The organism is Micromonospora sp. NPDC023814, from assembly GCF_040639595.1.
GTDB lineage: Bacteria > Actinomycetota > Actinomycetes > Mycobacteriales > Micromonosporaceae > Micromonospora.
On sequence record NZ_JBFAAF010000070.1, the window covers coordinates 1 to 25,298 of the forward strand.

The 25,298-nt window shown below is 75.9% G+C and carries 21 protein-coding genes; 10 read left to right on the top strand and 11 right to left on the bottom strand.

Features of this window, described 5'->3' with window-relative positions; all coding sequences use genetic code 11:
• The coding region (locus AB0G14_RS28110; RefSeq protein WP_357702440.1) for a hypothetical protein at positions 1–478 on the bottom strand (478 nt) is incomplete at its 3' end.
• Between the two features lie 205 nt (positions 479–683).
• On the opposite strand from AB0G14_RS28110, the gene AB0G14_RS28115 reads away from it, so the two are divergent.
• A complete protein-coding gene (locus AB0G14_RS28115) occupies positions 684–1,565 on the top strand; it encodes a virginiamycin B lyase (RefSeq protein ID WP_357702442.1) in 882 nt (293 codons plus the stop codon).
• 15 nt (positions 1,566–1,580) lie between these two features.
• Here the strand turns inward: AB0G14_RS28115 and AB0G14_RS28120 are convergent, their stop codons facing one another.
• Positions 1,581–2,456, bottom strand: a complete 876-nt coding sequence (locus tag AB0G14_RS28120; protein WP_357702499.1) for an LD-carboxypeptidase — start codon at positions 2,454–2,456, stop codon at positions 1,581–1,583.
• Positions 2,457–2,679: 223 nt separating this feature from the next.
• Between AB0G14_RS28120 and AB0G14_RS28125 the strand changes: the two genes are divergently transcribed.
• Positions 2,680–3,447 (top strand): type 1 glutamine amidotransferase, encoded by a 768-nt coding sequence (locus tag AB0G14_RS28125; RefSeq protein WP_357702444.1) that lies wholly within the window; start codon positions 2,680–2,682, stop codon positions 3,445–3,447.
• Positions 3,447–6,470, top strand: a complete 3,024-nt coding sequence (locus tag AB0G14_RS28130; protein ID WP_357702446.1) for a bifunctional [glutamine synthetase] adenylyltransferase/[glutamine synthetase]-adenylyl-L-tyrosine phosphorylase — start codon at positions 3,447–3,449, stop codon at positions 6,468–6,470. Before AB0G14_RS28125 ends, AB0G14_RS28130 begins: the two co-directional genes overlap by 1 nt.
• Positions 6,471–6,511: 41 nt before the next feature.
• Here AB0G14_RS28130 and AB0G14_RS28135 read toward each other — a convergent pair whose 3' ends face one another.
• Both AB0G14_RS28135 and AB0G14_RS28140 read right to left on the bottom strand, forming a co-directional pair.
• Positions 6,512–7,240: a class I SAM-dependent methyltransferase gene (locus AB0G14_RS28135; protein WP_357702448.1), complete on the bottom strand. Its 729-nt coding sequence runs from the start codon at positions 7,238–7,240 to the stop codon at positions 6,512–6,514.
• A 112-nt stretch (positions 7,241–7,352) separates the two neighbouring features.
• Positions 7,353–9,074, bottom strand: a complete 1,722-nt coding sequence (locus AB0G14_RS28140; RefSeq protein ID WP_357702450.1) for a hypothetical protein — start codon at positions 9,072–9,074, stop codon at positions 7,353–7,355.
• A gap of 44 nt (positions 9,075–9,118) precedes the next feature.
• Between AB0G14_RS28140 and mptB (AB0G14_RS28145) the strand changes: the two genes are divergently transcribed.
• Together mptB (AB0G14_RS28145) and mptB (AB0G14_RS28150) are read left to right on the top strand one after the other, a co-directional pair.
• The gene (mptB, locus tag AB0G14_RS28145) at positions 9,119–10,519 is read left to right on the top strand and encodes a polyprenol phosphomannose-dependent alpha 1,6 mannosyltransferase MptB (protein ID WP_357702501.1); all 1,401 of its coding nucleotides are present in this window, start codon (positions 9,119–9,121) and stop codon (positions 10,517–10,519) included.
• Positions 10,520–10,622: 103 nt separating this feature from the next.
• Complete coding sequence (gene mptB / locus AB0G14_RS28150; protein ID WP_357702503.1) at positions 10,623–12,068, top strand: polyprenol phosphomannose-dependent alpha 1,6 mannosyltransferase MptB; 1,446 nt, start codon at positions 10,623–10,625, stop codon at positions 12,066–12,068.
• 31 nt (positions 12,069–12,099) lie between these two features.
• On the opposite strand, the gene AB0G14_RS28155 is transcribed toward mptB (AB0G14_RS28150), so the two are convergent.
• From AB0G14_RS28155 to glnA, 3 genes are all read right to left on the bottom strand, one after another.
• Positions 12,100–13,101: a hypothetical protein gene (locus AB0G14_RS28155; RefSeq protein ID WP_357702452.1), complete on the bottom strand. Its 1,002-nt coding sequence runs from the start codon at positions 13,099–13,101 to the stop codon at positions 12,100–12,102.
• Positions 13,098–13,457 carry a PadR family transcriptional regulator gene (locus tag AB0G14_RS28160; protein ID WP_357702454.1) on the bottom strand — a complete coding sequence of 120 codons (360 nt, stop codon included), beginning with the start codon at positions 13,455–13,457 and terminating at the stop codon, positions 13,098–13,100. The genes AB0G14_RS28155 and AB0G14_RS28160 overlap by 4 nt, the downstream gene beginning before the upstream one ends.
• Before the next feature lie 312 nt (positions 13,458–13,769).
• On the bottom strand, positions 13,770–15,194 hold the full coding sequence (glnA, locus tag AB0G14_RS28165; protein ID WP_357702456.1) for a type I glutamate--ammonia ligase: 1,425 nt from the start codon (positions 15,192–15,194) through the stop codon (positions 13,770–13,772).
• A gap of 286 nt (positions 15,195–15,480) precedes the next feature.
• Here glnA and AB0G14_RS28170 point away from each other — a divergent pair, with 286 nt between their 5' ends.
• Positions 15,481–15,858 (top strand): RDD family protein, encoded by a 378-nt coding sequence (locus tag AB0G14_RS28170; RefSeq protein WP_357702505.1) that lies wholly within the window; start codon positions 15,481–15,483, stop codon positions 15,856–15,858.
• A gap of 191 nt (positions 15,859–16,049) precedes the next feature.
• On the opposite strand, the gene AB0G14_RS28175 is transcribed toward AB0G14_RS28170, so the two are convergent.
• A complete protein-coding gene (locus AB0G14_RS28175; protein ID WP_350679779.1) occupies positions 16,050–16,739 on the bottom strand; it encodes a DUF4191 domain-containing protein in 690 nt (229 codons plus the stop codon).
• 195 nt (positions 16,740–16,934) lie between these two features.
• Between AB0G14_RS28175 and AB0G14_RS28180 the strand changes: the two genes are divergently transcribed.
• Positions 16,935–17,105 (top strand): hypothetical protein, encoded by a 171-nt coding sequence (locus AB0G14_RS28180; protein WP_357702459.1) that lies wholly within the window; start codon positions 16,935–16,937, stop codon positions 17,103–17,105.
• Entirely contained in the window at positions 17,102–20,233 is a 3,132-nt protein-coding gene (locus tag AB0G14_RS28185; protein ID WP_357702461.1) for an AAA family ATPase, read from the top strand. The genes AB0G14_RS28180 and AB0G14_RS28185 overlap by 4 nt, the downstream gene beginning before the upstream one ends.
• 75 nt (positions 20,234–20,308) lie before the next feature.
• Here AB0G14_RS28185 and lipA read toward each other — a convergent pair whose 3' ends face one another.
• Positions 20,309–21,358, bottom strand: coding sequence for a lipoyl synthase (lipA, locus tag AB0G14_RS28190; RefSeq protein WP_357702463.1), 1,050 nt, complete (start codon positions 21,356–21,358; stop codon positions 20,309–20,311).
• A 407-nt stretch (positions 21,359–21,765) separates the two neighbouring features.
• Between lipA and aspS the strand changes: the two genes are divergently transcribed.
• A complete protein-coding gene (aspS, locus tag AB0G14_RS28195; RefSeq protein ID WP_357702465.1) occupies positions 21,766–23,052 on the top strand; it encodes an aspartate--tRNA(Asn) ligase in 1,287 nt (428 codons plus the stop codon).
• A 20-nt stretch (positions 23,053–23,072) separates the two neighbouring features.
• Positions 23,073–24,131 carry an FUSC family protein gene (locus tag AB0G14_RS28200; protein ID WP_357702467.1) on the top strand — a complete coding sequence of 353 codons (1,059 nt, stop codon included), beginning with the start codon at positions 23,073–23,075 and terminating at the stop codon, positions 24,129–24,131.
• 81 nt (positions 24,132–24,212) lie between these two features.
• Here AB0G14_RS28200 and AB0G14_RS28205 read toward each other — a convergent pair whose 3' ends face one another.
• Together AB0G14_RS28205 and lipB are read right to left on the bottom strand one after the other, a co-directional pair.
• A complete protein-coding gene (locus AB0G14_RS28205) occupies positions 24,213–24,605 on the bottom strand; it encodes a VOC family protein (protein ID WP_357702469.1) in 393 nt (130 codons plus the stop codon).
• Positions 24,606–24,607: 2 nt separating this feature from the next.
• A complete protein-coding gene (lipB, locus tag AB0G14_RS28210) occupies positions 24,608–25,249 on the bottom strand; it encodes a lipoyl(octanoyl) transferase LipB (protein ID WP_357702471.1) in 642 nt (213 codons plus the stop codon).
• Between the last annotated feature and the right edge of the window lie 49 nt (positions 25,250–25,298).

Here is a 25,298-nt window from a genome sequence, read left to right on the forward strand (position 1 = left end):
CGAGCTTCGGCGCGAGCACCCGCTCCGCCTCGGCCCGCTCCTTGATCTCGGCCATGCCGCCGCCGGGCAGGCCGGCCGCGTGCACGATGCCGTCGTCCGCCTGCTCCTGGGTGAGCTTGCCGTCCTCGACCGCCTGCGCCAGGCGCTCCTTCAGCGCGGCCTGCCGGTCGGCGGAGTCACCCCGCTCGGGCCGGTCGGCCGGCTTCCGCGCCTCGCGCACCTTCTCCAGCGCCGCCGTCACCTTGTCGGTGGAGACGCCCAGTTCCTTGGCCAGGGCCTCGGCGAACTCCGCCTGCCGCTCGGCCCGCTGCTGCTGCCGCTCGTCCTTGCCGCTGCCGCTGCCGCTGGCGCTGGCGCTCGGCGTCGAGGTGCCGCCGTCCGCGGCGAACGCGACCGTCGGCGCCGCGATCCCCACGCCGAGTACCCCGGCCGCGGCCAGGCCGGCCAGCAGGTGCTTCTTCCTCATGGTGCGGGACATGCTGTCCTCCATCGGGTCGGTGGGTGGTGCGATGACCTCACCGACGGTGACCAACCCGGCTGGAGGAAAGCCGTGGTGAACCTGTCAGCGAGCTGGCAATCCGTCCGCCGAGCCGGACAAACGGGTTGCCGCGGCGCGCGCCGGCGGTCAGGGTTGGCGGTCGGCAGGCCCGACCGGGGCAGAGCAACGACGGAAGGTGACCCTCGTGGCGTTGGCGAAGATCCGGGAAGTGCCGCTCACCGGGGCGGAAGCCGGCCCGTACGGCATCACCGTCGGCCCCGACGGCGCGCTCTGGCTGACGCTGGTCCACTCCGGCGCGGTCGCCCGGGTGGGCGCGGACGGCGACCTGCGCACCTGGCCGGTGGCGGCCGACAGCCGGCCGCTGATCGTCACGCCGGGCCCCGACGGCGCCCTCTGGTTCACCCGCTCCGGCGACGACCGGATCGGCCGGATCACCACCGACGGGGAGCAGAGCGCCGTCGCGCTCCCGCCCGGGAGCGGCCCCTGCGGCATCGCCGCCGGTCCCGACGGCGCCCTCTGGTACGCGGCGATGACCGCCGACGCGATCGGCCGCGTCACCACCGACGGGGAGGTGACCCAGTTTCCGCTGCCGGTGAGCGGCGGCTTCGCCTCGATGGTCGCCGCCGGCCCGGACGAGGCCGTCTGGTTCACGCTCAACCAGGCGAACGCGGTCGGCCGAATGGGCACGGACGGCGCGGTGGCGCTGCACCAACTGCCGACCGAGGGCGCCGCCCCGGTGGGCATCACGGCCGGAGCGGACGGCGCGCTCTGGTTCGTCGAGATCGGCGCCGGCCAGCTCGGCCGGATCACCCCGGACGGGCGGATCGACGAGTACCCGCTGCCGGACCGGGCCGCCCGGCCGCACGCGATCGTCGCCGACCCGGCCGGCGGCTGCTGGTTCACCGAGTGGGGCGGCAACCGGATCGGCCACGTCGCCCCGGACGGCACGATCGTCACCCACGACCTCCCGACCCCGGCCGCCGAGCCGCACGGCATCACGGTCGCCCCCGACGGCACGGTCTGGGCCGCCCTGGAAACCGGCGCCCTGGCCCACCTGACGCCCTGACCCGCCTGAGCCGGGTCAGTGGACGGCGGGGGTGATCGTGAGGGTGGCCGTCGTCGTGTCGAGGGTGGCGTCGGTGCCGACCGGGACGGTGAGCTGGCCGACGCCGTGGCCGACGGGCAGGCCGCCGAGGACCGGGACGCCGAGGTCGCCGAGGCGCTCGGAGAGCACGTCGGCGACGCTGGTCGACCAGCCGTCCGCGCAGCCGGTGAACTGACCGACCGCCACCCCGGCCAGCCCGTCCAGCGCGCCGGCCCGGCGGAGCTGGGTGAGCATCCGGTCCACCTTGTACGGCGGCTCCTGCACGTCCTCGACCAACAGGACCGCCCCGGTCAGGTCCGGCATGTCCGGGGTGCCCAGCGACGCCACGATCAGGCAGAGGTTGCCGCCCAGCAGCGGGCCCCTGGCCCTCCCGGGCACCCGCACCGGGAACGTCTCCTCCTCGGCGACGGCCGTCACCGTCACCGGCTCGGTGGTCATCAGGGCGGCGTGCAGCGACTCGGCCGAACGCAGCGGGGTGCGCTCGTCCAGCCAGGCCGCCCCGGGGCCGTGCACGCCGGCCAGCCGGGCGCCCCGCCACAGCGCGAGCTGCAGCGCGGTGATGTCGGAGAAGCCGGCGACCACCTTCGGGTCCCGGCGTACGGCGGCCATGTCGATCGCGTCGACGATCCGCTGCACGCCGTACCCGCCCCGCGTGCAGATCACTCCGCGCACCTCGGGGTCGGCGAACGCCGCGTTCAGGTCGGCGGCGCGCAGCTCGTCCGCGCCGGCCAGGTAACCCTGCCGGGCGTACGCGTTCGGCGCCAGCACCGGCCGCAGCCCCCAGCCGGTGAGCAGCTCGATGCCCCGGGCCACCCGCTCGGGCCGGGTCGGCCCCGACGGCGACACCAGCATCACCGTGTCGCCGGGGCGCAGCACCGGCGGACGTACCGCGGCGGGAGTCGTGCTGGCATGGTCGGACACAGCGGCAGAGCCTAGTCGCGGCGGGGCGCGGTCCACGTACCGGTCGGCCCACTCCGCCGAGCGTGGGCCGGCTGGTCCGGTCGGCCGGCGAGGCCGGTGCCGCGCCGGTGGAGGCGTTCGGGGCCCGCCGGAGTCACCGGCTAGCCTCGACGTCGTGGCTACCGCGTTGGTGATCGAGAACGACCCGACCGACGACGTCCGCCGGCTCGGCGAGTGGCTGACCGAGGCGGGCCTCGACCTGTGGGTGGTACGCGCGCACGCCGGCGACCAGCTCCCCGCCGACCTGGAGGGATACTCCGCGCTGGTGGTGCTGGGCGGCGAGCAGCAGGCGTATCCGCTGCCGGACGGCGCACCCGGCGCGCCCTGGTTCCCCGCCGTCGAGGGGCTGCTCCGCAAGGCCGTCCGGCACCGGGTGCCCACCCTGGGCATCTGCCTGGGCGCGCAGCTGCTGGCCACCGCCCACGCCGGCGAGGTCGCGCGCAGCGCGTCCGGGCCGGAGGTCGGGCCCGGCGTGGTCGGCAAGCGGGACGCCGCCGACGCCGACCCGCTGTTCCGCTACGTCCCGCTGATCCCCGACGTGCTCCAGTGGCACTCCGACGAGATCACCGAGCTGCCCCGGGGCGCCACCCTGCTGGCTGCCTCCACCCGCTACCCGCACCAGGCGTTCCGCCTCGGCGACCGGGCCTGGGGCCTGCAGTTCCACATCGAGTGCGACACCGCGATGATCGCCGACTGGGCCACCGACTCGGCGCTGCTGGCCGAGCTGGGCTACGACCCGGACCTGGTGGTGGCGGCCTGCCACGCGGTGATGGTCGACGTCGAGGAGGTCTGGCAGCCGTTCGCCGCCCGGTTCGCCGCGCTGGCCCTCGGCGAGCTGGGCGACGACCCGTCCCGCCGCAGCCTGCCGCTGCTCGGGCAGTGATGAGCCGGCCGACCAGCGCCGCGGGACGGCTCGCCCGCTACGGATTCGGCATCGTCGGCGGCGACGGCGCCACCCGCGCCGCCGACCTGCTCGGCCCCGACGGGCTGGGCCTGTGGCGACCGGACGTGCAGGAGCCGACCGACGACCGTGCGGCGGAGCTGCTCGCCGCGCTCTCCCGGGCCGCCGACCCGGACCTGGCGCTGCGCCAGCTGCACCGCATCGTCGAGGCCGAGCGCCGGGCCGCCGGTCCGGCAGCCGCCGGTTCGGCGCTGCTGGCGGCGCTCGCGGACGACCCGGGGCTGCGCCGCCGGCTGATCGCCGTCCTCGGCGCCTCCTCGGCGCTGGGCGACCACCTGGTCGCCAACCCCGACCAGTGGCCGGCCCTGCGCACCGCCCCGGACGGGCTCGCGCCGACCGCGGAGGGCCGGCTCGACCTGTCCGGCGCCGGGCAGCCGGTCGCGGTGCTGCGCAGGGCGTACCGGCTGGCGCTGCTGCGGATCGCGGCGGCCGACCTGACCGACGGCCGGGGCCTGGAGCAGACCATGGCCGCGCTCTCCACGCTGGCCGACGCGACCCTCGCGGCGGCGTACGAGATCGCCGTCGGCGAGCTGCCGGAGGGCACCCCCCGGCCCCGACTCGCCGTCGTGGCGATGGGCAAGTGCGGCGGTGACGAGCTGAACTACGTCTCCGACGTCGACGTGATCTTCGTGGCCGCGGAGGACGACGACCTCACCGCGGCCACCACGGTCGCCACCCGGCTGATCCACGTCTGCGGGCTGGTCGCCTGGCCGGTCGACGCCGCCCTGCGGCCGGAGGGCAACCGTGGCCCGCTGGTGCGGACGCTGGCCAGCCACCTCGCCTACTACCGGCGCTGGGCGCGGACGTGGGAGTTCCAGGCGCTGCTCAAGGCCCGGCCGGCGGCCGGCGACCTGGCGCTGGGCCGGGAGTGGATCGACCAGCTCGCCCCGCTGGTGTGGCGGGCCGCCGAGCGCCCCGAGGCGGTCGAGGACGTCCGCGCCATGCGCCGGAAGATCATCGACAACATCCCGCCGAAGGAGCTGGAGCGCGAGATCAAGCGCGGCCCGGGCGGGCTGCGCGACATCGAGTTCGCCGTCCAGCTGCTGCAACTGGTGCACGGCCGGGGCGACGAGTCGCTGCGGGTGCCCGGTACCGTCCCGGCGCTGCGCGCGCTCGTCGCCGGCGGCTACGTCGGCCGGGCCGACGGGGAGGCGCTGCTGCGCGGCTACCGCTTCCTGCGCGGCGTCGAGCACCGCCTCCAGCTCCAGGGGCTGCGCCGCACCCACACCGTGCCGACGGAGCCGGCCGCGCTGCGCTGGCTGGCCGCCGCGCTGGGCTACGCGGCCACGCCGGGCCGCAGCGCCGTCGAGGAGTTCCGCGCCGAGTGGGTCACCCACGCCACCGAGGTACGCCGGCTGCACGCCAAGCTGCTCTACCGGCCGCTGCTGGAGTCGGTGGCCCGGGTGCCGGCCGACGGGCTGCGGCTGACCCCGGAGGCGGCCCGGCACCGGCTGGAGATCCTCGGCTTCGCCGACCCGGCCGGGGCGCTGCGGCACCTCCAGGCGCTCACCGGCGGGGTGAGCCGCACGGCGGCCATCCAGCGCACCCTGCTGCCGGTGCTGCTCAGCGAGTTCGCCGACGCCCCCGAGCCGGACCGCGGCCTGCTCAACTACCGGCAGGTCTCCGACAAGCTCGGCAGCACGCCCTGGTACCTGCGCCTGCTGCGCGACTCCGGGCCGGTGGCCCGCCGGCTGGCCCGGGTGCTCTCCTCCTCCCGCTACGCCGCCGACCTGCTGGCCCGCGAGCCGGAGGCGCTGCGGATGCTGGCCGAGGAGAGCGAGCTGACCCCCCGGCCGAGGGGGGTGCTCTGCGAGGGCTTCGCCGCCGCGGCGGCCCGGCACGCCGACCCTGTCGAGGCCACCCGGGCCATCCGCGCGCTGCGCCGCCGGGAGCTGGTCCGCGTCGCCTGCGCCGACCTGCTGAGCCGGGCCGGCTCGCTGGCCCCGTCGCCGCCCCGGCCCGACGGCGGGCGGGCCGCGCTCGGCCTCGCCGACGTCACCGCCGTGGGTGCCGCGCTCGCCGACGTCACCGACGCCACCCTGGCCGCGGCGCTGCGGGCCGCCCGGGCGGCCCAGCCGCCCATGCCGGGGCTGCGCTTCGCCGTGATCGGCATGGGCCGCCTGGGCGGGTACGAGTCGAACTACCTCTCCGACGCCGACGTGCTCTTCGTCTACGACCCCCCGGCCGGCGAGAACGCGGCCGGCGCGGCGAGCGCCGCCGCCCACGCGATCGCCGAGGAACTGCGCCGCCTGCTCGGCATGCCCGCGCCCGACCCGCCGCTGGGCGTGGACGCCGACCTGCGCCCGGAGGGCCGGCAGGGCCCGCTCGTGCGCAGCCTCGCCGCGTACGCGCAGTACTACGCCCGCTGGTCGAAGGTGTGGGAGGCGCAGGCGCTGCTGCGCGCCCGGTTCGTCTGCGGCGACGCCGACCTCGGCGCGGAGTTCGAGGCGATGGTCGACCCGGTCCGCTACCCGGCCGACGGGCTGACCCGCGAGCAGGTGGTGGAGATCCGCCGGATCAAGGCGCGGGTGGAGCACGAGCGGCTGCCCCGGGGCGCCGACCCGGCGACCCACACCAAGCTCGGGCGGGGCGGCCTCGCCGACGTCGAGTGGGCGGTGCAGCTGCTCCAGCTCCGGCACGCCGGGACGGTCCCGGAGCTGCGCGGCACGCGTACGCTCGACGCCCTCGCGGCGGCCCGGGACGCGGGCCTGGTCGACCCGACGGACGCCACCGAGATGGCGGCCGGCTGGACCCTGGCCGCGCAGGTCCGCAACGCGCTGATGCTGGTGCGCGGCCGGGCCGGTGACCAGCTGCCCCGGCACGGCGTCGAGCTGGCCGGGGTGGTCCGGCTGCTCGGCCGCGACGATCCCGGCGAGTTCCTCGACGAGTACCTGCGCACCGGCCGCCGCTCCCGCGCGGCGATGGAACGGGTCCTCGACGGCTGAGCCGGCCGGGCCCGGCCGGGGTGTTCCGGCCGCCGCCGGGGCTACCGCGTGCGGCGCACCAGCACCACGTTGTCGACCAGGGTCCCGATCTCGCCGTCCGGGCCGGTGCCCTGGCGGCGCGACGCGTCGAGCCGCTCGGTGTGCCACCGGTCAGGGTCGAGGTCGAGCGACGCGAACGTCTCCTGCGGGGTGGGGAGGCGCACGTCCGGGTGGTCGGCGCGCCCCCACGGCGGGACCTCGCCGTGCTCGACGACGAGCAGCCGGCCGCCGGGGGCCACGGCCCGGGCCGCCGACTGGAGCAGCCGTGCCCGGGGAAACTCCAGCGGCGACTGGAGGAACTGGGCGGAGACCAGGTCGAACGAGCCCGGCGGAAAGGTCCGGGTGAGGTCGTGCCGGCGGAACTCGATGCGGGAGGCGACCCCGGCGGCGGACGCCTCCTCGGCCGCCCGGGCGAGAGCGGTCTCGGCGACGTCGACCGCGGTCACCCGCCAGCCCTGCCCGGCCAGCCAGATCGCGTCGCCGCCCTCACCGCAGCCGAGGTCCAGCACGGTGCCGGCCGGCAGCGCCCCGGCGACCTCGACCAGGACCGGGTTCGCCCGGCCGCTCCAGACCCGGTCGCGCCGCTGGTAGAGCTCCTCCCAGAACCGCGCGGTCTCGTCGTCCACGTCCGGGTGCGGCCGCGGGGCGACCACCGGCGCCGCCGGAGCGTCATGGTGGTGGTGATGATGGTGGCCCTGCCGGGGGTCTCCGGCCGTCGCCTCGTGGTGCACGTCTCGTCCTCCTGTGCGCTGCCCTCGGTGACCTGTCGCGTCGATCGTGCGCGCCGCCGGCGGAGGGAGCAAGGAACGTTGCCGAGGTGGCAAAAAGCGGGAGGCGCCTCGGTCAGCTGCCGAGGCGGTACGTCCCGGCGCGCGGCACGGTCACCGCGGTCCAGTCGCCGTCGGCGGCGACGGTGGCGCCGCCGGAGGCGGTCAGCCAGCGGCTGTGCCGCACCCGGACCGGCACCGTGCCGGCGGCCGGCGCCTGGAAGGTCACCGAGGCGCCGTCCCGCGCGACGAGGTCGGCCGGCGCGCCGACGATCGGGGTCGGCTCGGCGACCGCCCAGACCCGCCAGTGCGGGCCGGACCAGACGGGCGTGAGGTACGGCAGGCCGCCCGTGACCAGCTCGGCCTCGGCCCGCCCCACCCACGACAGCGGGGCGTCCGGCACCGCGACGAACTGCACCGCGTTCTCGGCCAGCCAGTCCCGGTAGCTCGCGGCGGTCAGCGGCACCCCGGTGCCGGCCGCGCCCGGGACGGTGGTGAAGAACAGGGGGTTCCGGTCGATGTCGGCCTGCCGCAGCCAGCCCCGGGCCAACGGCACCTCGCCCAGCCTCGCCGCCTCCCAGTAGTTGCGGGTCGGCGGCACCTCGACCCGGCCGGTGAGCCGCTGCCCGTCGAGGAACTCCCGCAGCGGCGTGAAGTACGCGGCCCGGCCGGTCGGGTCGTCGACGCTGTGCAGGTCGGCGGGGGGCACCGGCGGCTGCCACCAGCACACCGCCGCCAGCAGCGCGGCCAGCGCGACACGGCCCCCGACCGTGCCCCGCCCCTGCGACGGCGAGCGGGCCGAGGAGCCCCCGGGTGACGGCCGGGCCGAGCCCGCCGCGCCCCGGCCGCGGCGGGCCCACCACCGCGTCAGCCGGGCCGGGGGGCGGGCGGCGGCGGCCAGCAGTGGAAGGGCGAACATGACGGCCAGCCGGGTGGCGTTCAGCCCGACCGGGGTGTGCGCCAGCGCCGCCGCCAGCACCCCGGCCGCCGAGAGCAGCGCACCCACGCGCACCGGCCGGTACGCCACCAGCGCGGCGACCAGCAGGCTGGTCAGCACGGCGCGCAGCGTGTCGGTGCGGCTGATGTTCATCCAGCCGCCGTCGCCGAAGAGCAGCGCGGCCGCCCCGAGCGGCAGCGCGGCGGCGACGCCGAGCGCCAGGCCGTCGGCGTACCGGCGGGTGAGCAGCAGCGCCGCGCCGGCCAGGCCGACGAAGAGGCCCGCCACCGGGCTCGTCGCCGAGGCCAGCAGCGCCCCGGCGACCGCCAGCCCGAGCCGCGCGAGCTGCCGCCGCCGGGCCCGCCGGTCCGGGCCGGAGTCGACCAGGCCGGTGGTCACCAGCAGCCGCCGGGCGTCGGCCGGTGCGGCCGGGCCGCGGGGAAGGGTGAGGGCGAGCAGCGCGCCGAGGCCGAAGGCCACCCCGAGGCCGTACGTCACCCGGCCCGAGACCAGGTTGCCGGCGATGGTGACGACTCCGACCAGGCTGCCGAGCAGCGGCCGCGGCACCCCGGTGCGCACCAGCAGCGCCGCGAACGCGGTCGCCGCCGCCACCAGCGCCAGCGCGCCGGTGACCCGCACCCCGAGCAGCGCCATCACCGGCTGGGAGACCAGGCTGTAGCCGAACTGCTGGACCCCGCCGTACCACCGCAGGTCGACCGGGGCGAGGCCGTGGGCGGCGAAGAAGTCGGCCCGGGCGACCTGCGCTGCGAGGTCGGAACCGGTCGGCGGGAGGGCGAGATACGTCACGCCGAGGAGCACGGCGGACGCGGCGGCCACCGCCACCACCCGACTGCGCCGCATGCCCACCTCCGTACCGCGACCACCGTACTGGCAGCATGTCCGGCGTGCCTCACCACCTCGCGCGCTGGCTCGGCCTGGCCGGCTCGACGCTGCTCGCCGTGGCCGCGTTCCTCGGCGGAGCGCTGCCCGACGGCGACCTGCGCCCCACCCCGGTCAGCATCTGGCAGGGTCCGCACGGCCCGCTGATCATCGCCGCCTGGGCGGTCGGCACCGGCCTGATGGCGTACGCCTGGTGGGCGCTGCGCGGCCGGGTGCCGTCGACCCGCTGGGCCCTGGTGACCGTCGGGCTCTGGCTGCTGCCGTTGCTGGTCGCGCCGCCGCTGGGCAGCCGGGACGTTTACGCGTACGCCTGCCAGGGCGCCAGCTACTCCGCCGGCATCAACCCGTACGAGCAGGGCGTCTCGGCGCTGCCCTGCCCGTGGCTGGACACCATCTCCTACATCTGGCGGGACACGTCGGCCCCGTACGGGCCGCTGTTCGTGCTGCTCGCCGGAGCGGTGGTGGAGGCGACCGGGTCGCTGTACGGCAGCATCGTGCTGTTCCGGCTGCTCGCGGTGGCCGGGGTGGGGCTGACCGCGGCCTGCCTGCCGGTGCTGGCCCGGCGCTGCGGGGTGCCGGCGGGCCGGGCGGTCTGGCTGGCGCTGGGCTCGCCGCTGATCGGGGTGCACCTGGTCTCGGGGGCGCACAACGACGCCCTGATGGTGGGGCTGCTCGTGGCCGGGCTGGCGGTGGTGGCGGCCCGGCCGGGCCGCCCCGGTCCGCTGCTCGCCGGGGGAGCGCTGCTCGGCCTCGCCGCCGCCGTCAAGATCACCGCGCTGGTGGTGGTGCCGTTCGCGGCGCTCGCCGCGATCGTCGGGGCGTACTCGATCAGGGCGCTGCTCCGCGACGGCGGGTGGGTGGTCGGCGGGGCGCTCGCGGCGGTCGTCGGCGCGACCCTCGCCACCGGCCTCGGCTTCGGCTGGGTCACCGGGCTGGAGCAGGGCGGCCTGGTGATCGCCTGGACCTCGCCGCCGACGGCGGTGGGGCAGACCGTCGCCTACCTCGCCGCGCCGTTCGGCTGGCACGGCGACCCGCTGCCGGTCACCCGGGGGATCGGGATGGCCGTGCTCGCGCTGGTGCTGATCTGGCTGTGGTGGCGGGCCCGCACCCGGGAGCCGCTGTGGCACGCCGGCCTGGCGCTGGCCGCCACCGTCGCGCTCGCCCCGCTGTTCCACCCCTGGTACTGGACCTGGCCGCTGGCCGTGCTCGCGGCCACGTCGCGGCGCACCGGCTGGTTCGCGGTCGTCGCGATCGTCTCGGCGTTCCTGGTCCTCGCGGACGGCACCGGGCTGGCCCGGTACAGCAAGACGGCCGGCGCCCCGCTGATGACGCTGTTGGTGATCGTGGTGGCCGTCCGCTTGGTACGGTCGGCTCGGGCGGCCCGCCGGCCGGCCGCCGTGGACTGAGGAGAAGACGCCGGTGACCACTCCCGGCTCCCCGCCACCGACCCCGCCCGACACCTCGCGGCCCACCTCGCCCGACACCCCGCCGACGCCCGGCGCCGCCCGCCTGGCCCGGTACGCCGGCCTGGCCGGGGCGGTGCTGCTGGCCGTCGCCGGCTGGCTGGGCGGGGCGCTGCCGTCGATCCCGCTGGACGCCACCCCGGCGGACCGCTGGCGGTCGGACACCGGGCTGCTGGTGCTGGGCGCCTGGCTGGTCGGCACGGCCCTGCTGGTCGGTGCCTGGTGGGCGCTGCGCCGGGGCGTGCCGTCGACGCGGTGGGCGTACCTGACCGCCGGACTGTGGGCGCTGCCGCTGCTGGTCACCCCACCGCTGGGCAGCCGGGACGTCTACTCCTACGCCTGCCAGGGCTGGGCGTACGCGCACGGCGTCGACCCGTACGCGACCGGGGTGGCCGAGGCCGGCTGCCCCTGGGTGGAGTCGGTCGCGCCGATCTGGCGGGACACGCCCGCGCCGTACGGGCCGTTCTTCGTGCTGCTCGCCGCGCTCGCCGTGGCCCTCGGCGGCGGCCTGGTGGGTACGGTCGTGGCGCTCCGGCTGGTTTCCGTCGCCGGGCTGCTGCTGGCCGCCCTCTGCCTGCCGGGGCTGGCCCGGGCGGCCGGCGTGCCCACCCGCCGGGCGGCCTGGCTGGTGCTCGCCTGCCCGCTGGTCGGGGTGCACCTGGTGGCCGGCGCGCACAACGACGCGGTGATGCTCGGCCTGCTGCTGCTGGGCCTGCTGGTGCTGGTCCGCCGGCCCGGCAAGCCGAAGCCGCTGCTGGTGGCCGGGGTGCTGCTCGGGCTGGCGGTGACGGTGAAGGCCACCGCCGTGGTGGTGCTCCCCTTCGCGGCGCTGGCCGCGGTGCTGGGCCGCTACACCGTACGGGCGCTGTTGCGCGACGCCGGGTGGCTGGCCGGCGGGGCGCTCGGCGCGGTGGCGGTCGCCTCGCTGCTGTCCGGGCTCGGGCTCGGCTGGGTGGGCGGGCTGAGCCGCAGCGGCGACTCCGAGCAGTGGACGTCCCCGCCGACGGCGGTGGGCTTTGTCGTCGACTACGCGGGCGGGCTCGTCGGCCGGGACCCGGCCGCAGTGCCGGTGACCCGCGCGGTGGCGCTGCTGCTGCTCGCCGTGCTCGTGGCGGCGCTGTGGTGGCGGGCCTGGTCGCAGCTGCGCGGGCTGAACGACGTCCGGCAGCGGGTGGCCCGCCTGGCCGCCGCCCGGCCCCGGGTGACCCTGCTCGGCGCGGGGCTGGCGTTGGCCGCCACGGTCCTCCTCGCCCCGGTCTTCCACCCCTGGTACGCCACCTGGCCGCTGGCCCTGCTCGCGGTCGCCGCGACCCGGACCACCTGGTTCGTGCTGCCCTGCGCGGCGGTGGCCTTCCTCACCCTGCCCGACGGCGCCAACCTGGCCCGGTTCAGCAAGGCCCCGGGCGCGCTGGCGATGACCGCGTTGGTCGTCGGGCTGGCGGTCTGGGGCCTGCTCCGGCTGCGCCGGGCCCGTGCCGCGCCGCCGGCCTGACGGGCCCCGCTGATCGACTGGGACGGCGTGCTCAACGATGTGCCCCGCAGGTCGGGCAGCGGCCGACGGGCCCGACCGGGCCGGGTCCGCGCACACGCCCGCGCAGGGCGACCGCCAGCGGCAGCAGCGCGGGGCCGGCCAGGCCGACCACGACGGCCGTGGCGGCGAGCGCGGACCAGCCCGGGGTGGCCGGAAACCCGCGCAGTTGGCCGTACAGCGCGTCGGCCAGCGGGCGCAGGGAGAGCAGGCCGATCGGGGTGAGCAGGGTGAGTAGGGCCCAGCCACCCCGGCGGTCGGCCCGCAGGGCTAGCCCCGTCCCGAGCAGCAGCACCACGACGAGCAGCACCACGGCGGCGCCGGGCAGGATCTGGCTCGCCGTCCAGCCGTAGTAGCTGATGTGGAAGTCGTAGCTGGCCAGCAGGTTGACACCCGCGAGGCCGGCGGCGGCGATGGCGAGCAGGGGTGCCGCCCGGAGCAGCGCTGGCAGCCGCTCGGGCAGGCCGAGCGCCACCAGCCCCAACCCGACCTGCGGCAGCAGCACGAACAACGGCGGGCGGGGCAGGCCGACGAGGGCCGCGACCGGCACGACCGCCACCGTGAGCAGCAGGGCGAGGGCCACGCCCCGGCGGGTCCACCGGCCCGGTGCCAGCACGTGCACCGCCGCGGCGAGCAGCCAGGCGGCCCACACCCCGATCCCGAGCGAGACGAACGGCCCTGCGCTCGGCACGCCCCACTCCGCCATCGGCGGGTCCAGCTCCAGCACCGACCAGACAGCCGCCAAGGCGGTCGCGGTGAGGAAGGCGAGGACGGCGGCGAGGCGTACGCCCGGGATCAGGTCGGCGGCCCCGGCGGCCCGCAGCCGCTGGCGGAGGCCGCCGCGCAGCAGGTCGGCGGCGTCGGCCGGGGACGGCCAGCGCCGGCCCGGCCCGGCCAGGTCGAGGTACGTGCCGACGATCTCGGCGCCGCGCGCCCGCCGGTACTCGGCCGGGTACGCACGCAGCAGGCGGTGGTAACGCCGCTCCAGCCCGTTCATACCAACCCTCCGGCGGTACGCGGGGCGAGTGGCCGGGCCACGCGGGCGCGTAGCCGGGCGGTGGCGGCCTCGACGTTGCGGCGTAGGCGTTCGGTCTCGGCGGCGAGGGTGGCGTCGCCGGTGGGGGAGAGGCGGTAGTAGCGGCGCAGCCGGCCGTCCACCACCTCCTCCCGGTCGACTGTCACCAGGCCGGCGTCAACGAGTCGGTCGAGCGCCCCGTAGAGGGTTCCGGGGCGCAGCGACACGCGCCCGTCGGAGAGGCTGGCGACCTCGCCGATCAGGCCGTAGCCGTGCATCGGCTCGCCGGCTAGCGCGGTGAGGATCAGGAAGGTGGGTTCGCGCAGCGGTGTGTCCACGCCCGCAATATAACGGACGCGAAGGTATGTGGGTGGCCGTTGCGCGGCCGGGCGAAGCAACCGCTCCGGCCGCGTCGCTCAGCGGTGCGTTGCCGCCTCGACGGGCGGTGCGGACGCCTGAGCGCGGATCGGTCGCGTCGAGTGGAACGCCATGGCTGTCAAACCCTCGGGTGACAGCCATGGTGTTCCACCGATCACGCGAGTCGCGGAGCGGCCCGGCCGGTGCGGATGGAGTGGCAGGACAGCGGCAGGCTCACAAGAAGGAAGGCCCTGGGTTCGCCCAGGGCCTTCCTTCTGCGATCCTTTGATGCGTCAGCAGTCGAAGTACATGGCGAACTCGTGCGGGGTCGGGCGCAGGCGCACCGGGTCGACCTCGTTGGTCCGCTTCCACTCGACCCAGGTGGAGATCAGGTCGGGCGTGAAGACGCCGCCGTCGAGCAGGTAGTCGTGGTCGGCCTCGAGCGCGTCGAGCACCTCGGGCAGCGAGCCCGGCACCTGCTTGACGTCGCCCCACTCCTCCGGCGGCAGGTCGTACAGGTCCTTGTCGATCGGCGCCGGCGGCTCGATCTTGCTCTTGATGCCGTCCAGGCCGGCCATCATCATCGCCGAGAAGGCCAGGTAGACGTTGGCCGACGGGTCCGGCACGCGGAACTCGACGCGCTTGGCCTTCCGGTTGCTGCCGGTCACCGGGATGCGGGTGCAGGCGGAGCGGTTGCGCTGCGAGTAGACCAGGTTGACCGGCGCCTCGAAGCCCGGCACCAGCCGGCGGTACGAGTTGACCGTCGGGTTGGTGAAGGCCAGCAGCGACGGGGCGTGGTGCAGCAGGCCGCCGATGTACCAGCGGGCCATGTCCGACAGGCCGGCGTAGCCGGTCTCGTCGTAGAACAGCGGCTCGCCGTTCAGCCACAGGCTCTGGTGGGTGTGCATGCCGGAGCCGTTGTCGCCGAAGAGCGGCTTCGGCATGAAGGTGGCGGTCTTGCCGTTGGCCCACGCCTCGTTCTTCACGATGTACTTGAAGAGCTGGAGCTGGTCGGCCGCGTGCAGCAGGGTCGAGAACCGGTAGTTGATCTCGGACTGGCCGGCGGTGCCCACCTCGTGGTGCGAGCGCTCCACGGTGAACCCGGTGTCGACCAGCCGGCGCACGATGCTGTCGCGCAGGTCGGCGTAGTGGTCCACCGGCGGCACCGGGAAGTAGCCGCCCTTGTACGGGGTCTTGTAGCCGCGGTTGCCGCCCGGCTCCTCGCGGCCGGAGTTCCAGGCGCCCTCGACCGAGTCGATGTAGTAGAACGACTGGTGCGCCGAGGTCTCGTGGCGGATGGAGTCGAAGATGTAGAACTCCGCCTCCGCGCCGAAGTAGGCGGTGTCGGCGATGCCGCTGGCCGCCAGGTACGCCTCGGCCTTCTTCGCCACGTTGCGCGGGTCCCGGCTGTAGGCCTCGCGGGTGAACGGGTCGTGGATGAAGAAGTTGAGCGCGAGGGTCTTCTGCGCCCGGAAGGGGTCGATGAAGGCGGTGGCGACGTCCGGGAGCAGGAGCATGTCCGACTCGTGGATCGCCTGGAAACCGCGGATCGACGAACCGTCGAAGGCCAGGCCCTCGGTGAAGAATTCGTCGTCGACGGACTCGACCGGCAGGTTGAAGTGCTGCATCACGCCGGGCAGGTCACAGAAACGTACGTCGACGAACTTCACGTCCTCGTTCTTGAGGTATCGCAGGAGTTCCTCGGGATTGGCGAACACACGTCCTCCTGGCACGTCCACGGGTGGCTAGGCTCCTGGCGACGCTATGGCCGCGCGGTTGCCCGGCCGTGTCTTGAGTGTTTCTGCCGTGTTACGTCCCTCGCGGAGCGTCATCCGTGCTGCTCCGGCGAAGGCGAGCGGCGACGGAACACCACCGGCTGTGCCAGTGTATTGACACTTGCTCGCTTTGGTCCCTTTTTGCGCTCGGGGTGCCGGCGACCGTCCCCGAGCCGCCCGTACGCCCTGGATACCCTTGACCGTTGTGAGCAACCCGCCTGACCGCCCCGTGCCGCCCGCGTCCGATCTCGCCTTCACCCCGCCCAGCCTGGGCCGCCGGTTCGGCGCGCTGGTGATCGACTGGGTGCTCTGCCTCCTCGCCGCCCGGGGCTTCGCCGACCCGGTCCGCGACGGGTGGGCGCCCGTGCTGGTGCTGATCCTGGAGTACGGCTTCTTCCTCGGGCTGTTCGCCCAGACGCCGGGCATGTTCATCACGAAGATCCGCTGCGTCGCCTGGGCCGACGGCGGGCGCATCGGCCTCGTCCGGGGGCTGCTGCGCGGCGTGCTGCTCGCCCTCGTAGTGCCGGCCCTGCTGATGGACAACCACCGCCGCGGCCTGCACGACCGCCTCGCGGGCTCGGTCGTCACCGACGCCCCCCGCCCCTGACCCCCCGCCCCTCCCCGCCCGCCCCTCCTCCCTCCCGCGATCTTGCATTTCCTGCCCGGACGAACGGGGCATGAGCGGCAGAGGTGGGGCCGAAACTGCAAGATCGCCGAGGAGCGGGACGCGCGGGAGGGGGAGAGACGCGAGAGCCGGGCCCGACAGGGCCCGGCTCTCGTTGCGTACGTCCCGGTGGGTCAGCGACCGCGCGACTGGCGGAACGCGCCGCGCGGGGGCCGCATGTTCTTCGGGATCGCGCCCTTGGGCATCTGCGGGCGGGCGGTGAGCGCCTTGAGCCGCTTGTCGAGGGAGTTGACGTCCTTGCCACTGAGCGTGCGCGGCAGCCGCATCAGGGTCATCCGCAACTTGCGGACCGGCAGCTGGCCCTCCTCCTGCCCGATCACGTAGTCGTGCAGCGGTGCGTTGCCGATGACCTTGGCAAGCCGTCGCTTCTCCTGGCCGAGCAGGCCGCGCACCCGCTGCGGGTTGCCCTCCGCCAGCAGGATCACGCCGGGCCGGCCGATGACCAGGTGGACCATGTCCATCTGGGTGGTGGAGCTGACGGCCGGGGTGACCCGCCAGTCGCCGCGCATGCTCTCCATGATCTGGGCCGCCGCGCCCGGCTGCCCCTCGGCGGCGTTCATCATCGCCCGGTTGGACCGCAGGTTGAGCACGATCAGCAGGCAGAGCAGGGCGAGCAGGATGCCCAGCGGCAGCCAGATCCAGCCCCAGAGCAGGACCGCGACCACGGTGAGCGCGAGCGGGATCAGCACCGCGCCGGCGGCCAGCGGCGCGAACCACCTGTCCTGCTTGGCGGTGAACTTGAACACCATCCCGATCTGCTTCAGCCGCTGGCCGAACGAGACCTTCTCCTGGGGCTTTGCCATGCCGCTGAGTCTAGTGGTCGCCGCACGCCGCGATCACCCGCGGCCGGGCTGAGTACCTTACGCCGCCGTACCGCCCCCAGCGGTCGGGAGTAAGGCGGGGAAACGGGCGAAGATCAGGCGGCGCACCCATGCCCCGGGGGCACCTTCGCGCGGAGAGTCAGGGTCGACAGCGACGACGACCTCAGGGAGCCCGAGATGTTCGGCACCGACGCGGACTTCATCCTCTCCATCCACCGTACGCACGCCGCCGAGCTGCACGCCGAGGCCGCGGCCGACCGGCTCGCCCGCGCCCTGCCACGCCGCTCCACGCGCGGCTGGCTCGGCCGGTGGCAGCACCCGGGCCGCGCCGGCGACGTCCGCCGGTGAGCGCCCCCGCGCCCCCGGGGGCCGCCACCGACCCGTCGAGGGCCGCCACCCTCCCGCAGGAGACCACCACCGTCCCGGCGGGGGCCGCCACCGTCCCGGCGGGGGCCGGCGCCCCGCCGCGGCCGGCGCCGTCCGGCGGGCAGCCCGCCCCGGCGACGGCCGGGCCGTCGGTCGCCGGCCGGCCGGTCAGCGGAATCGAGGGCGGCGAGGGGCGTGGCATGCTCGGTGCCGTGACCGCACGCGCCGCCAGCACCGTCCTCGTGGGCCGACAGCCGGAACTCGCGGCCCTGCGCGACGCCCTCGCCCGGGCCCGCGTCGGCGAGCCGACCACCGTGCTGGTCGGCGGCGAGGCCGGGGTGGGCAAGACCCGGCTGACGGAGGAGTTCGGCCGGTCGGCTACCGACGCCGGGGCCCGCCTGCTGGTCGGCCAGTGCCTCGAACTCGGCGAGGCCGGCCTGCCCTTCGCGCCGTTCGCGGCGGCACTGCGCGCGGTGCTGCGCCGCGACGGCCCCGGCGTATTCGACGGGTACGAGGCGGAGTTCGCCCGCCTCCTGCCGGAGCTGGCCCGGGGGCCGGTCGGTGTCGCCGCGCCCGCCCCGGCGCCGGTCTCGGACGCCCCGCGCGGCTACCTGTTCGACCTGGTCGCCGAGCTGTTCGAGCGGCTCGCCGCCGGGCAGCCCCTGGTGCTGGTGATCGAGGACCTGCACTGGGCCGACCGGTCCACCCGCGACCTCATCGCCTTCCTGGTGCGGGCCGCCCGCACCGCCCGGCTGCTGCTGGTCTGCACCTACCGCACCGACGAGCTGCACCGCGGGCACCCGCTGCGGCCCTTCCTCGCCGAGCTGGACCGGGCCCGCGGCGTCGAACGGATCGAGCTGGGCCGCCTCGACCGGGACGGCACCGGCGCGATCCTGGCCGACCTGCTCGGCGCCGAGCCGCTCGCCCGGGCGGTCGACCACATCCACGACCGCACCCAGGGCAACCCGTTCTTCATCGAGGAGCTGGCCGCGGCCGGCGGCCCGGTCGGCTGCGCCGCGCTGCCCGAGACGCTGCGCGACCTGCTGCTGGCCCGGGTGGACCGGCTGCCCGACCCGGCCCAGCGGGTGCTGCGCATCGCCGCCGCCGGCGGCACCCGCTTCGCCCACCAGCTCATCGCCGAGGTGGCCGGGCTGCCCGAGCCCGAGCTGGAGGACGCGCTGCGCGCCACCGTCGCCGCCCAGCTCGTCGTGGCCGACCCGGAGGGCGACTACGAGTTCCGGCACGCCCTGGTCCGCGAGGCGGTGCACGACGAGCTGCTGCCCGGTGAGCACGCCCGGCTGCACGCCCGCTTCGCGGCGGCCATCGAGGCGCAGCCGCACCTGGTCGTCGCCGGTCGCGCCCCGGCCGAGATCGCCCACCACTGGTACGCCGCCCACGACCACCCCCGCGCCCTGGTGACCGCCCGCACCGCCGCCCGCGCCGCCGCCGACCGGTACGCGTACGCGGAGCAGAGCCGGCTGCTGGAGCGGGTGCTGGAGCTGTGGGAGCTGGTGCCCGACGCGGCCGACCGGCTCGACATGGACCACCTCGCGGTGCTGGAGGAGACCATCGCGGCGGCCACCACCGCCGGCGACTACCAGCGCGCGCTCACCCTCACCCGGGCCGCCCTGGCCGAGGTGGACACCGACGCCGAGCCGCTGCGCGCCGCGCGGCTGCTGGACCGGCGCGGCCGGATGCTGGCCATGCTCGGCAAGAGCGACGGCACGACGGAGCTGCGGGAGGCGTACCGGCTGGCCTCGGGGGTGCCGGACGGGCCGGAGCGGGTCCGGCTCCTCGCCGACATCGCGGCGCACCTGATCAGGATCGACCCCGAGCAGGCCGGCGCGCTCGCGGCCGAGGCGACGGCGGCGGCCGAGGCGCTCGGCGAGGACCTGGAGCTGCTGCCGGCCCGGATCGTGCTGCTCTGCCGCACCGCGGCCTCGGTCGACCTCGGCCTGGCCGAGCTGCGCCGGGTGGCGGAACGGGCCCGCGCGGCCGGGAACGCGCCGGCGCTGGTGAGCGCCCTGGTCCACCTCTCCGACGTGCTCTTCGAGCTGGGCCGGTACGCCGAGTCCGCCGACGCGGCCGCCGCCGGGGTGACCGAGGCGCGGCGGGTCGGCATCAGCCGCTCCACCGGCGCCTACCTGCTGTCGAACCAGGCCGAGGCGCTGATCGCCCTGGGCCGCTGGGACGAGGCCGACGCCGCCTGCGCGGACGCCGCCCGGATCGACCTGCCGGGCGTCTCGGGGCTGCACTGGCTCCAGCTCCGCGCCGGCCTGCGGCTGGCCCGAGGCCACCCCGCCGCGGACGAGTTGGTGGGCCGCGCCCTCGGCTTCCTGGCCCGGCCCTACCTGTGGCCGAACCACCGGCTGCCGCTGCGGGAGCTGCGGATCGAGGCGGCGCTGGCGGCCGACGACCGCGCCGAGGCCGTACGCGCGGCCCACGCGGCGCTGGCCGACGAGCGCCTGCCGCAGCTGCCCCGCGAGGGGTGGCCGGTGCTCAGCGCCGTCGCCCGCACGGCCGCCCGGGCCGGCGACCCCGAGCTGGCCGCCGCGGTGTCCGCGCTCGCCGCCGGCCTGCCGGCCCGCTGCCCGGCCGAGCGGGCGCACGCCGCCCAGGTGGGCGCCCTCCTGGCGGCCGGCGACCAGGCGCTCGCGGCGTGGCGGGCGGCGGTCGCGGCGTGGCGGGCGGACGGGCAGCCGTACCCGCTCGGACGCGCGCTGCTGGCGCTCGCCGAGGCGGTGGCCGCGGCGGGGGAGCGGGACGAGGTGGCGGCGGCGGTGGGCGAGGCAGCCGCGATCGCCGACCGGCTCGGCGCGGCGCCGCTCGCGGAGCAGGCCGCCACGCTGGCCCGCCGGGTCGGCCTGCGCGGGGCCACCCGGGGCCGCCCCGGCGCGGACCTGCTCACCCTGCGCGAGCGGGAGGTGCTGCGCCTGGTCGCGGAGGGGCACAGCAACAGCCGGATCGCCGAGCAGCTCTTCATCTCGCCGAAGACGGCCAGCGTGCACGTCTCCCGGATCATCGCCAAGCTCGACGTGAGCAACCGCGTGGAGGCCGCCGCGCTGGCCCACCGCCTCGGCCTGCTCGGCGAGCCCACCGCCCCCCGCTGACCCCCGATCGAGGGTCGCCCGGGGGGCGGAAGCTCGTCGCGACGTGCGGCGGTGCCGGCGCGCCGGCCGGGTGGGTCAGCCCGCGGTGACCGGGGCGTCCTCGCGGGCCTCCAGCGCCTGCCGGTAGAGCCTGCCGGCCCGGTACGACGAGCGCACCAGCGGCCCGCTCATCACGCCCGCGAAGCCGATCTCCTCGGCCTCCTCGCGCAGCTCGACGAACTCCTCCGGCTTCACCCAGCGGGTGACCGGGTGGTGCCGCGGGGAGGGGCGCAGGTACTGCGTGATGGTGATCAGCTCGCAGCCGGCGTCGTGCAGGTCACGCAGCGCCTGGGAGACCTCGGCGCGTTCCTCGCCCATGCCCAGGATCAGGTTGGACTTGGTGACCAGCCCGTCGGCGCGGGCCTGCCGGATCACGTCCAGCGAGCGCTCGTAGCGGAACGCCGGCCGGATCCGCTTGAAGATCCGCGGCACGGTCTCCACGTTGTGCGCGAGCACCTCCGGGCGGGCGCCGAAGACCTCGGCGAGCTGCTCGGGGACCGCGTTGAAGTCGGGGATCAGCAGCTCCACGCCGCAGCCGGGCTGGAGGGCGTGGATCTGCCGGACGGTCTCGGCGTAGAGCCAGGCGCCGCCGTCGGGCAGGTCGTCCCGGGCCACGCCGGTGATGGTCGCGTAGCGCAGGCCCATCGAGACCACCGACTCGGCCACCCGGCGCGGCTCGTCGGCGTCGAACTCGGCCGGCTTGCCGGTGTCGATCTGGCAGAAGTCGCAGCGCCGGGTGCACTGGTCGCCACCGATGAGGAAGGTGGCCTCCCGGTCCTCCCAGCACTCGTAGATGTTGGGGCAGCCGGCCTCCTGGCAGACGGTGTGCAGCCCCTCGCGCGAGACGAGCCCGCGCAGCTGGGTGTACTCCGGTCCCATCTTGGCCTTGACCTTGATCCACGGCGGTTTGCGCTCGATCGGCGTCTCGGCGTTGCGCGCCTCGATGCGGAGCAGACGCCGCCCCTCGGGGGCGGGCGTCGCGGTGCGCGCTACCTGGCCGGTCGTCGGCGCGGAGTGCTCGATCGTCACAAAACCGAGCCTACGCCCGACGGCCGCCGTCGATGTACCGCGGGCGACCGGCGTCACGCCGGAAGGCTTGTGACGCCGGACACCGGAGGCGGGAAAATCGCGTCACAGTAGGCGCCGGCGGGGTGCTACGGTTCCCGGCAGAGCTGTGACGGAGCCGAGTAGCGGCCCGATCCGCCAGCCGAGAGAGCCGCCGGTTGCTGTGAGGCGGTCTGGCGCCGGACCGCGAAGACCCTCCCGAGCTGCGGGAAGAACGACGTGTAAGGAAGGGCACCTTTCTAACGCCTCCGGTAGAGGAGGGGGCCCTTCCTAACCACGCCAAGTAGAGCCCGCCCGGCTGGCCCCGGTGAAAAGGCGACGAAACGAGGCCCCCGTCAGCGGGGGCGAAGGTGTGGTGGCACCGCGAGGCTCCCGCTCGCCCACACCTCCCGGGGATCGCGTTGCGATTGATCGAGGAGGTAACCGCCGTGCAACGCATCCTTTCCCACCAGCTCTCCGCCCATGTCGGCGCAACCGTCCGGATCGCCGGCTGGGCGCACCGCCGCCGGCTGCTCAAGTCGGTGGCGTTCCTGATCGTCCGGGACGCCGCCGGCCTCGCCCAGGTGGTGGTCGCCGACCCGGCCGTCCGCGCCGACCTGGAGAAACTGACCGAGGAGACCGTCGTCGAGGTCACCGGCACGGTGGTCGCGAACCCGACCGCTCCCGCCGGGGTCGAGGTCGCCGAGCCGACCGTACGACCGCTCGGCCCGCCCGCCGTGCCGCCGCCGTTCGACCTTTACCGGCCGGCGCTGACCGCGAGCCTGCCCACCCAGCTCGACCACGCGCCCGTGGCGCTGCGCCACCCGACCCGTTCGGCGGCGCTGCGCGTCTCGGCGGCGGCGGTGGCCGGCTTCCGTGCCGCGCTGGACGCCCGCGACTTCGTGGAGATCCACACACCGAAGGTGGTCGGCTCGTCCACCGAGAGCGGGGCGAACGTGTTCGCGCTGGACTGGTTCGGCCGGCCCGCGTACCTGGCCCAGTCGCCGCAGTTCTACAAGCAGCTCATGGTCGGCGTCTTCGAGCGGGTCTACGAGGTCGGGCCGGTGTTCCGGGCGGAGCCGCACGACACGGTGCGGCACCTGGCGCAGTACACCTCTCTCGACGCCGAACTCGGCTTCGTCACCGACCACCGGGACGTGATGGCCGTGCTGCGGCACACGGTGGCTGGCATGCTCGACGCGGTACGCGGGCGGGCCGGCTCCGCGCTCGCCACGCTCGGCGTCGAGGCCCCCGAGGTGCCGGCGGAGATCCCCGCCGTGCACTTCACCGAGGCCCTGGAGATCGCCGGCGCGCCGGCCGACGAGCCGGACCTCGCCCCGGCGCACGAGCGGGCGCTGGGGGAGTGGGCGCGGCGGGAGCACGGCTCCGAGTTCCTCTTCGTCACCGGCTACCCGATGGCGAAGCGGCCCTTCTACACCCATCCCGACCCGGCACGGCCCGCGTACTCCAACGGGTTCGACCTGCTGTTCCGGGGGCTGGAGCTGGTGACGGGCGGGCAGCGGCTGCACCGGCACGCCGACTACCTGGCGGCGCTCGCGGCGCGCGGCGAGCCCGTCGACCCGTACGCCGGCTACGTCGACGCGTTCCGGCACGGCATGCCGCCGCACGGCGGTTTCGCCATCGGGCTGGAGCGCTTCGTGGCCCGGCTGACCGGCGCGGCCAACGTCCGGGAGGTGACCGCCTTCCCCCGCGACCTGCACCGGCTCACCCCGTAGCGGTATATGAAGGAGCGGGGGTGCGGTGGAAGGTGATGGGCGAGCGGTTCCGGGCGACGCTGCGCGACCTGCTGCACCTCCGCGAGGCACACGGTACCCACCGGGTCGCGTTGCGGGCCGGCGTCAGCGTCCTCGTGCCGCTGCTCGCGGTGCTGGCGGCCGGCCACCCGGACTGGTCCCTGTACGCCGCGTTCGGCGCGTTCACCTCGCTCTACGGGCGCAACCACGTGCACCTGTCCCGGGCGGCGATGCAGGCGAGCGCCGGGGCGGCCCTCACCGCGTCGGTGGTGCTCGGGGTGCTGGTCGGCTCCCTGGAGTCGCGCGCGTGGGTCGCGGTGCCGACCGCGGCGGCCGTCGCGGCGGCGGGTGCCGTGCTCGCCGCCGCGCAGGACTGGCACCCGCCGGGACCGCTCTTTCTCGTCTTCGGGTTCGGCGCCGCGGCGTCGGTGCCGCACGCGGTCTCCGACGTGCCGACGGCGGCGGCCGTGGCCGGGCTCAGCAGCCTGTTCGCGCTGCTCGTCGGCGCCGTCGGCAGTGTCCTGCGGCGGCAGCGGAGCCGGCCCGCGCGGCTGCGCCACGTGTGGACCTGGGAGCCGGTCCGCTACGCCGTCGCCGTGGTGCTGGCCGGCGGCGCGGCGACGGCCATCGGGATCGGGCACCCGTACTGGGCGATGGTGGCGGCGGTGGTACCGCTCAGCGCCCGGGGCGTCACCGCCCAGCTGGTGCGCGCCGGGCACCGGATCGTCGGCACCCTGCTCGGGCTGCTGACCAGCGCGGCCCTGCTCGCGCCGGGGTTCTCGCCGGTCGCCACCGTCCTGGTGGTGGCGGCGCTCCAGATCGTCACCGAGCTGTTGGTGGGGCGCAACTACGGGCTGGCGCTGCTGTTCATCACGCCGATGGCCCTGCTGATGGGTCAGCTCGCGGCGGCCCGCCCGGTGGGGTCGCTGCTCTTCGACCGGGGCGTCGAGACGGTGATCGGCGCCGCCATCGGCGGGGCCGTCGTCCTGTGCCAGCCCTGGCTCCGGCGCCGCGGCGGTGCGCCGCCGGAGCACCCGCCCGAACCGGCCGATCAGGTCTGACCGCCGGGGCGTGAGCGGGTGCCCGGTGCCCGTCGGCGGTCAGGCCGGGGCAGCGTGAGTGGGGGCGCGTCCCGCTGTCGGTCAGGCCGGGCCGAGGAGGTCCCAGAGGTTGCCGGCGATGTCGCGGAAGACGGCGACCCGGCCGTACGGCTCGGTGCGCGGCGGCCGCACGAACTCGACGCGCGCCTCGACCATCCGGCGGTGGGTGGCGTCGAAGTCGTCGACCTGGAGGAAGAAGCCGACCCGGCCGGCGACCTGGTCGCCGACGGCCTGCGCCTGCCGCTCCCCGTCGGCGCGGGCCAGCAGCAGCCCGGTCTGCGCGCCGGGCGGTCGGACGACGACCCAGCGCTTCGGGCGGCCGTCGTTGGTCAGCGATGGCGAATCCTCCACCAGCTCGAAGCCGAGCACTTCGGTGAAGAAGTCGATGGCCGGGTCGTACTCGGCGACGACGACGGTGACGAGGTCGATCCGCACGGTCAGGCCGCGACGAGGGCCGGCAGGTGGCGCTCGACCACCGGCAGCACGTCGGCCACGGTGACCGGGCGGCCCAGCTCGGCGGTGAGCGAGGTGACCCCGGCGTCGCGGATCCCGCAGGGCACGATCCGGTCGAAGTGGCCCAGGTCGCAGTCGCAGTTGATCGAGAAGCCGTGCAGGGTGACTCCGCGGGCGACCCGGATGCCGATGGCGGCCACCTTGCGGGCCGGGCCCCGGTCGTCCTCCGGCACCCAGACCCCGCTGCGCCCGTCGACCCGGCCGGCGGCCAGCCCGAACTCGGCGCAGACGTCGATCAGCAGCTGCTCGGTGCGGCGGACGTAGGCGACCACGTCCACCGGGTCCGGCAGCCGCAGGATCGGGTAGCCCACGAGCTGCCCCGGGCCGTGCCAGGTGATCTTGCCGCCCCGGTCGACGTCGACCACCGGCGTGCCGTCCATGGGCCGGTCCCACGGCTCGGTGCGCTTGCCGGCGGTGTAGACGCTCGGGTGCTCCAGGAGCAGCACGGTGTCACCGCGCTCCCCGGCCACCACCGACTCGTGCAGCCGGCGCTGCTCGTCCCAGGCGGCCTGGTAGTCGAGGAGGCCTGCGCGGACGGCCGTGAGGCCGGAAGTCGTCGTGCTCACGCCGCCAAGCCTAGACCCGTACCGGCCGGTCACCTCCGGTGACGCCGCT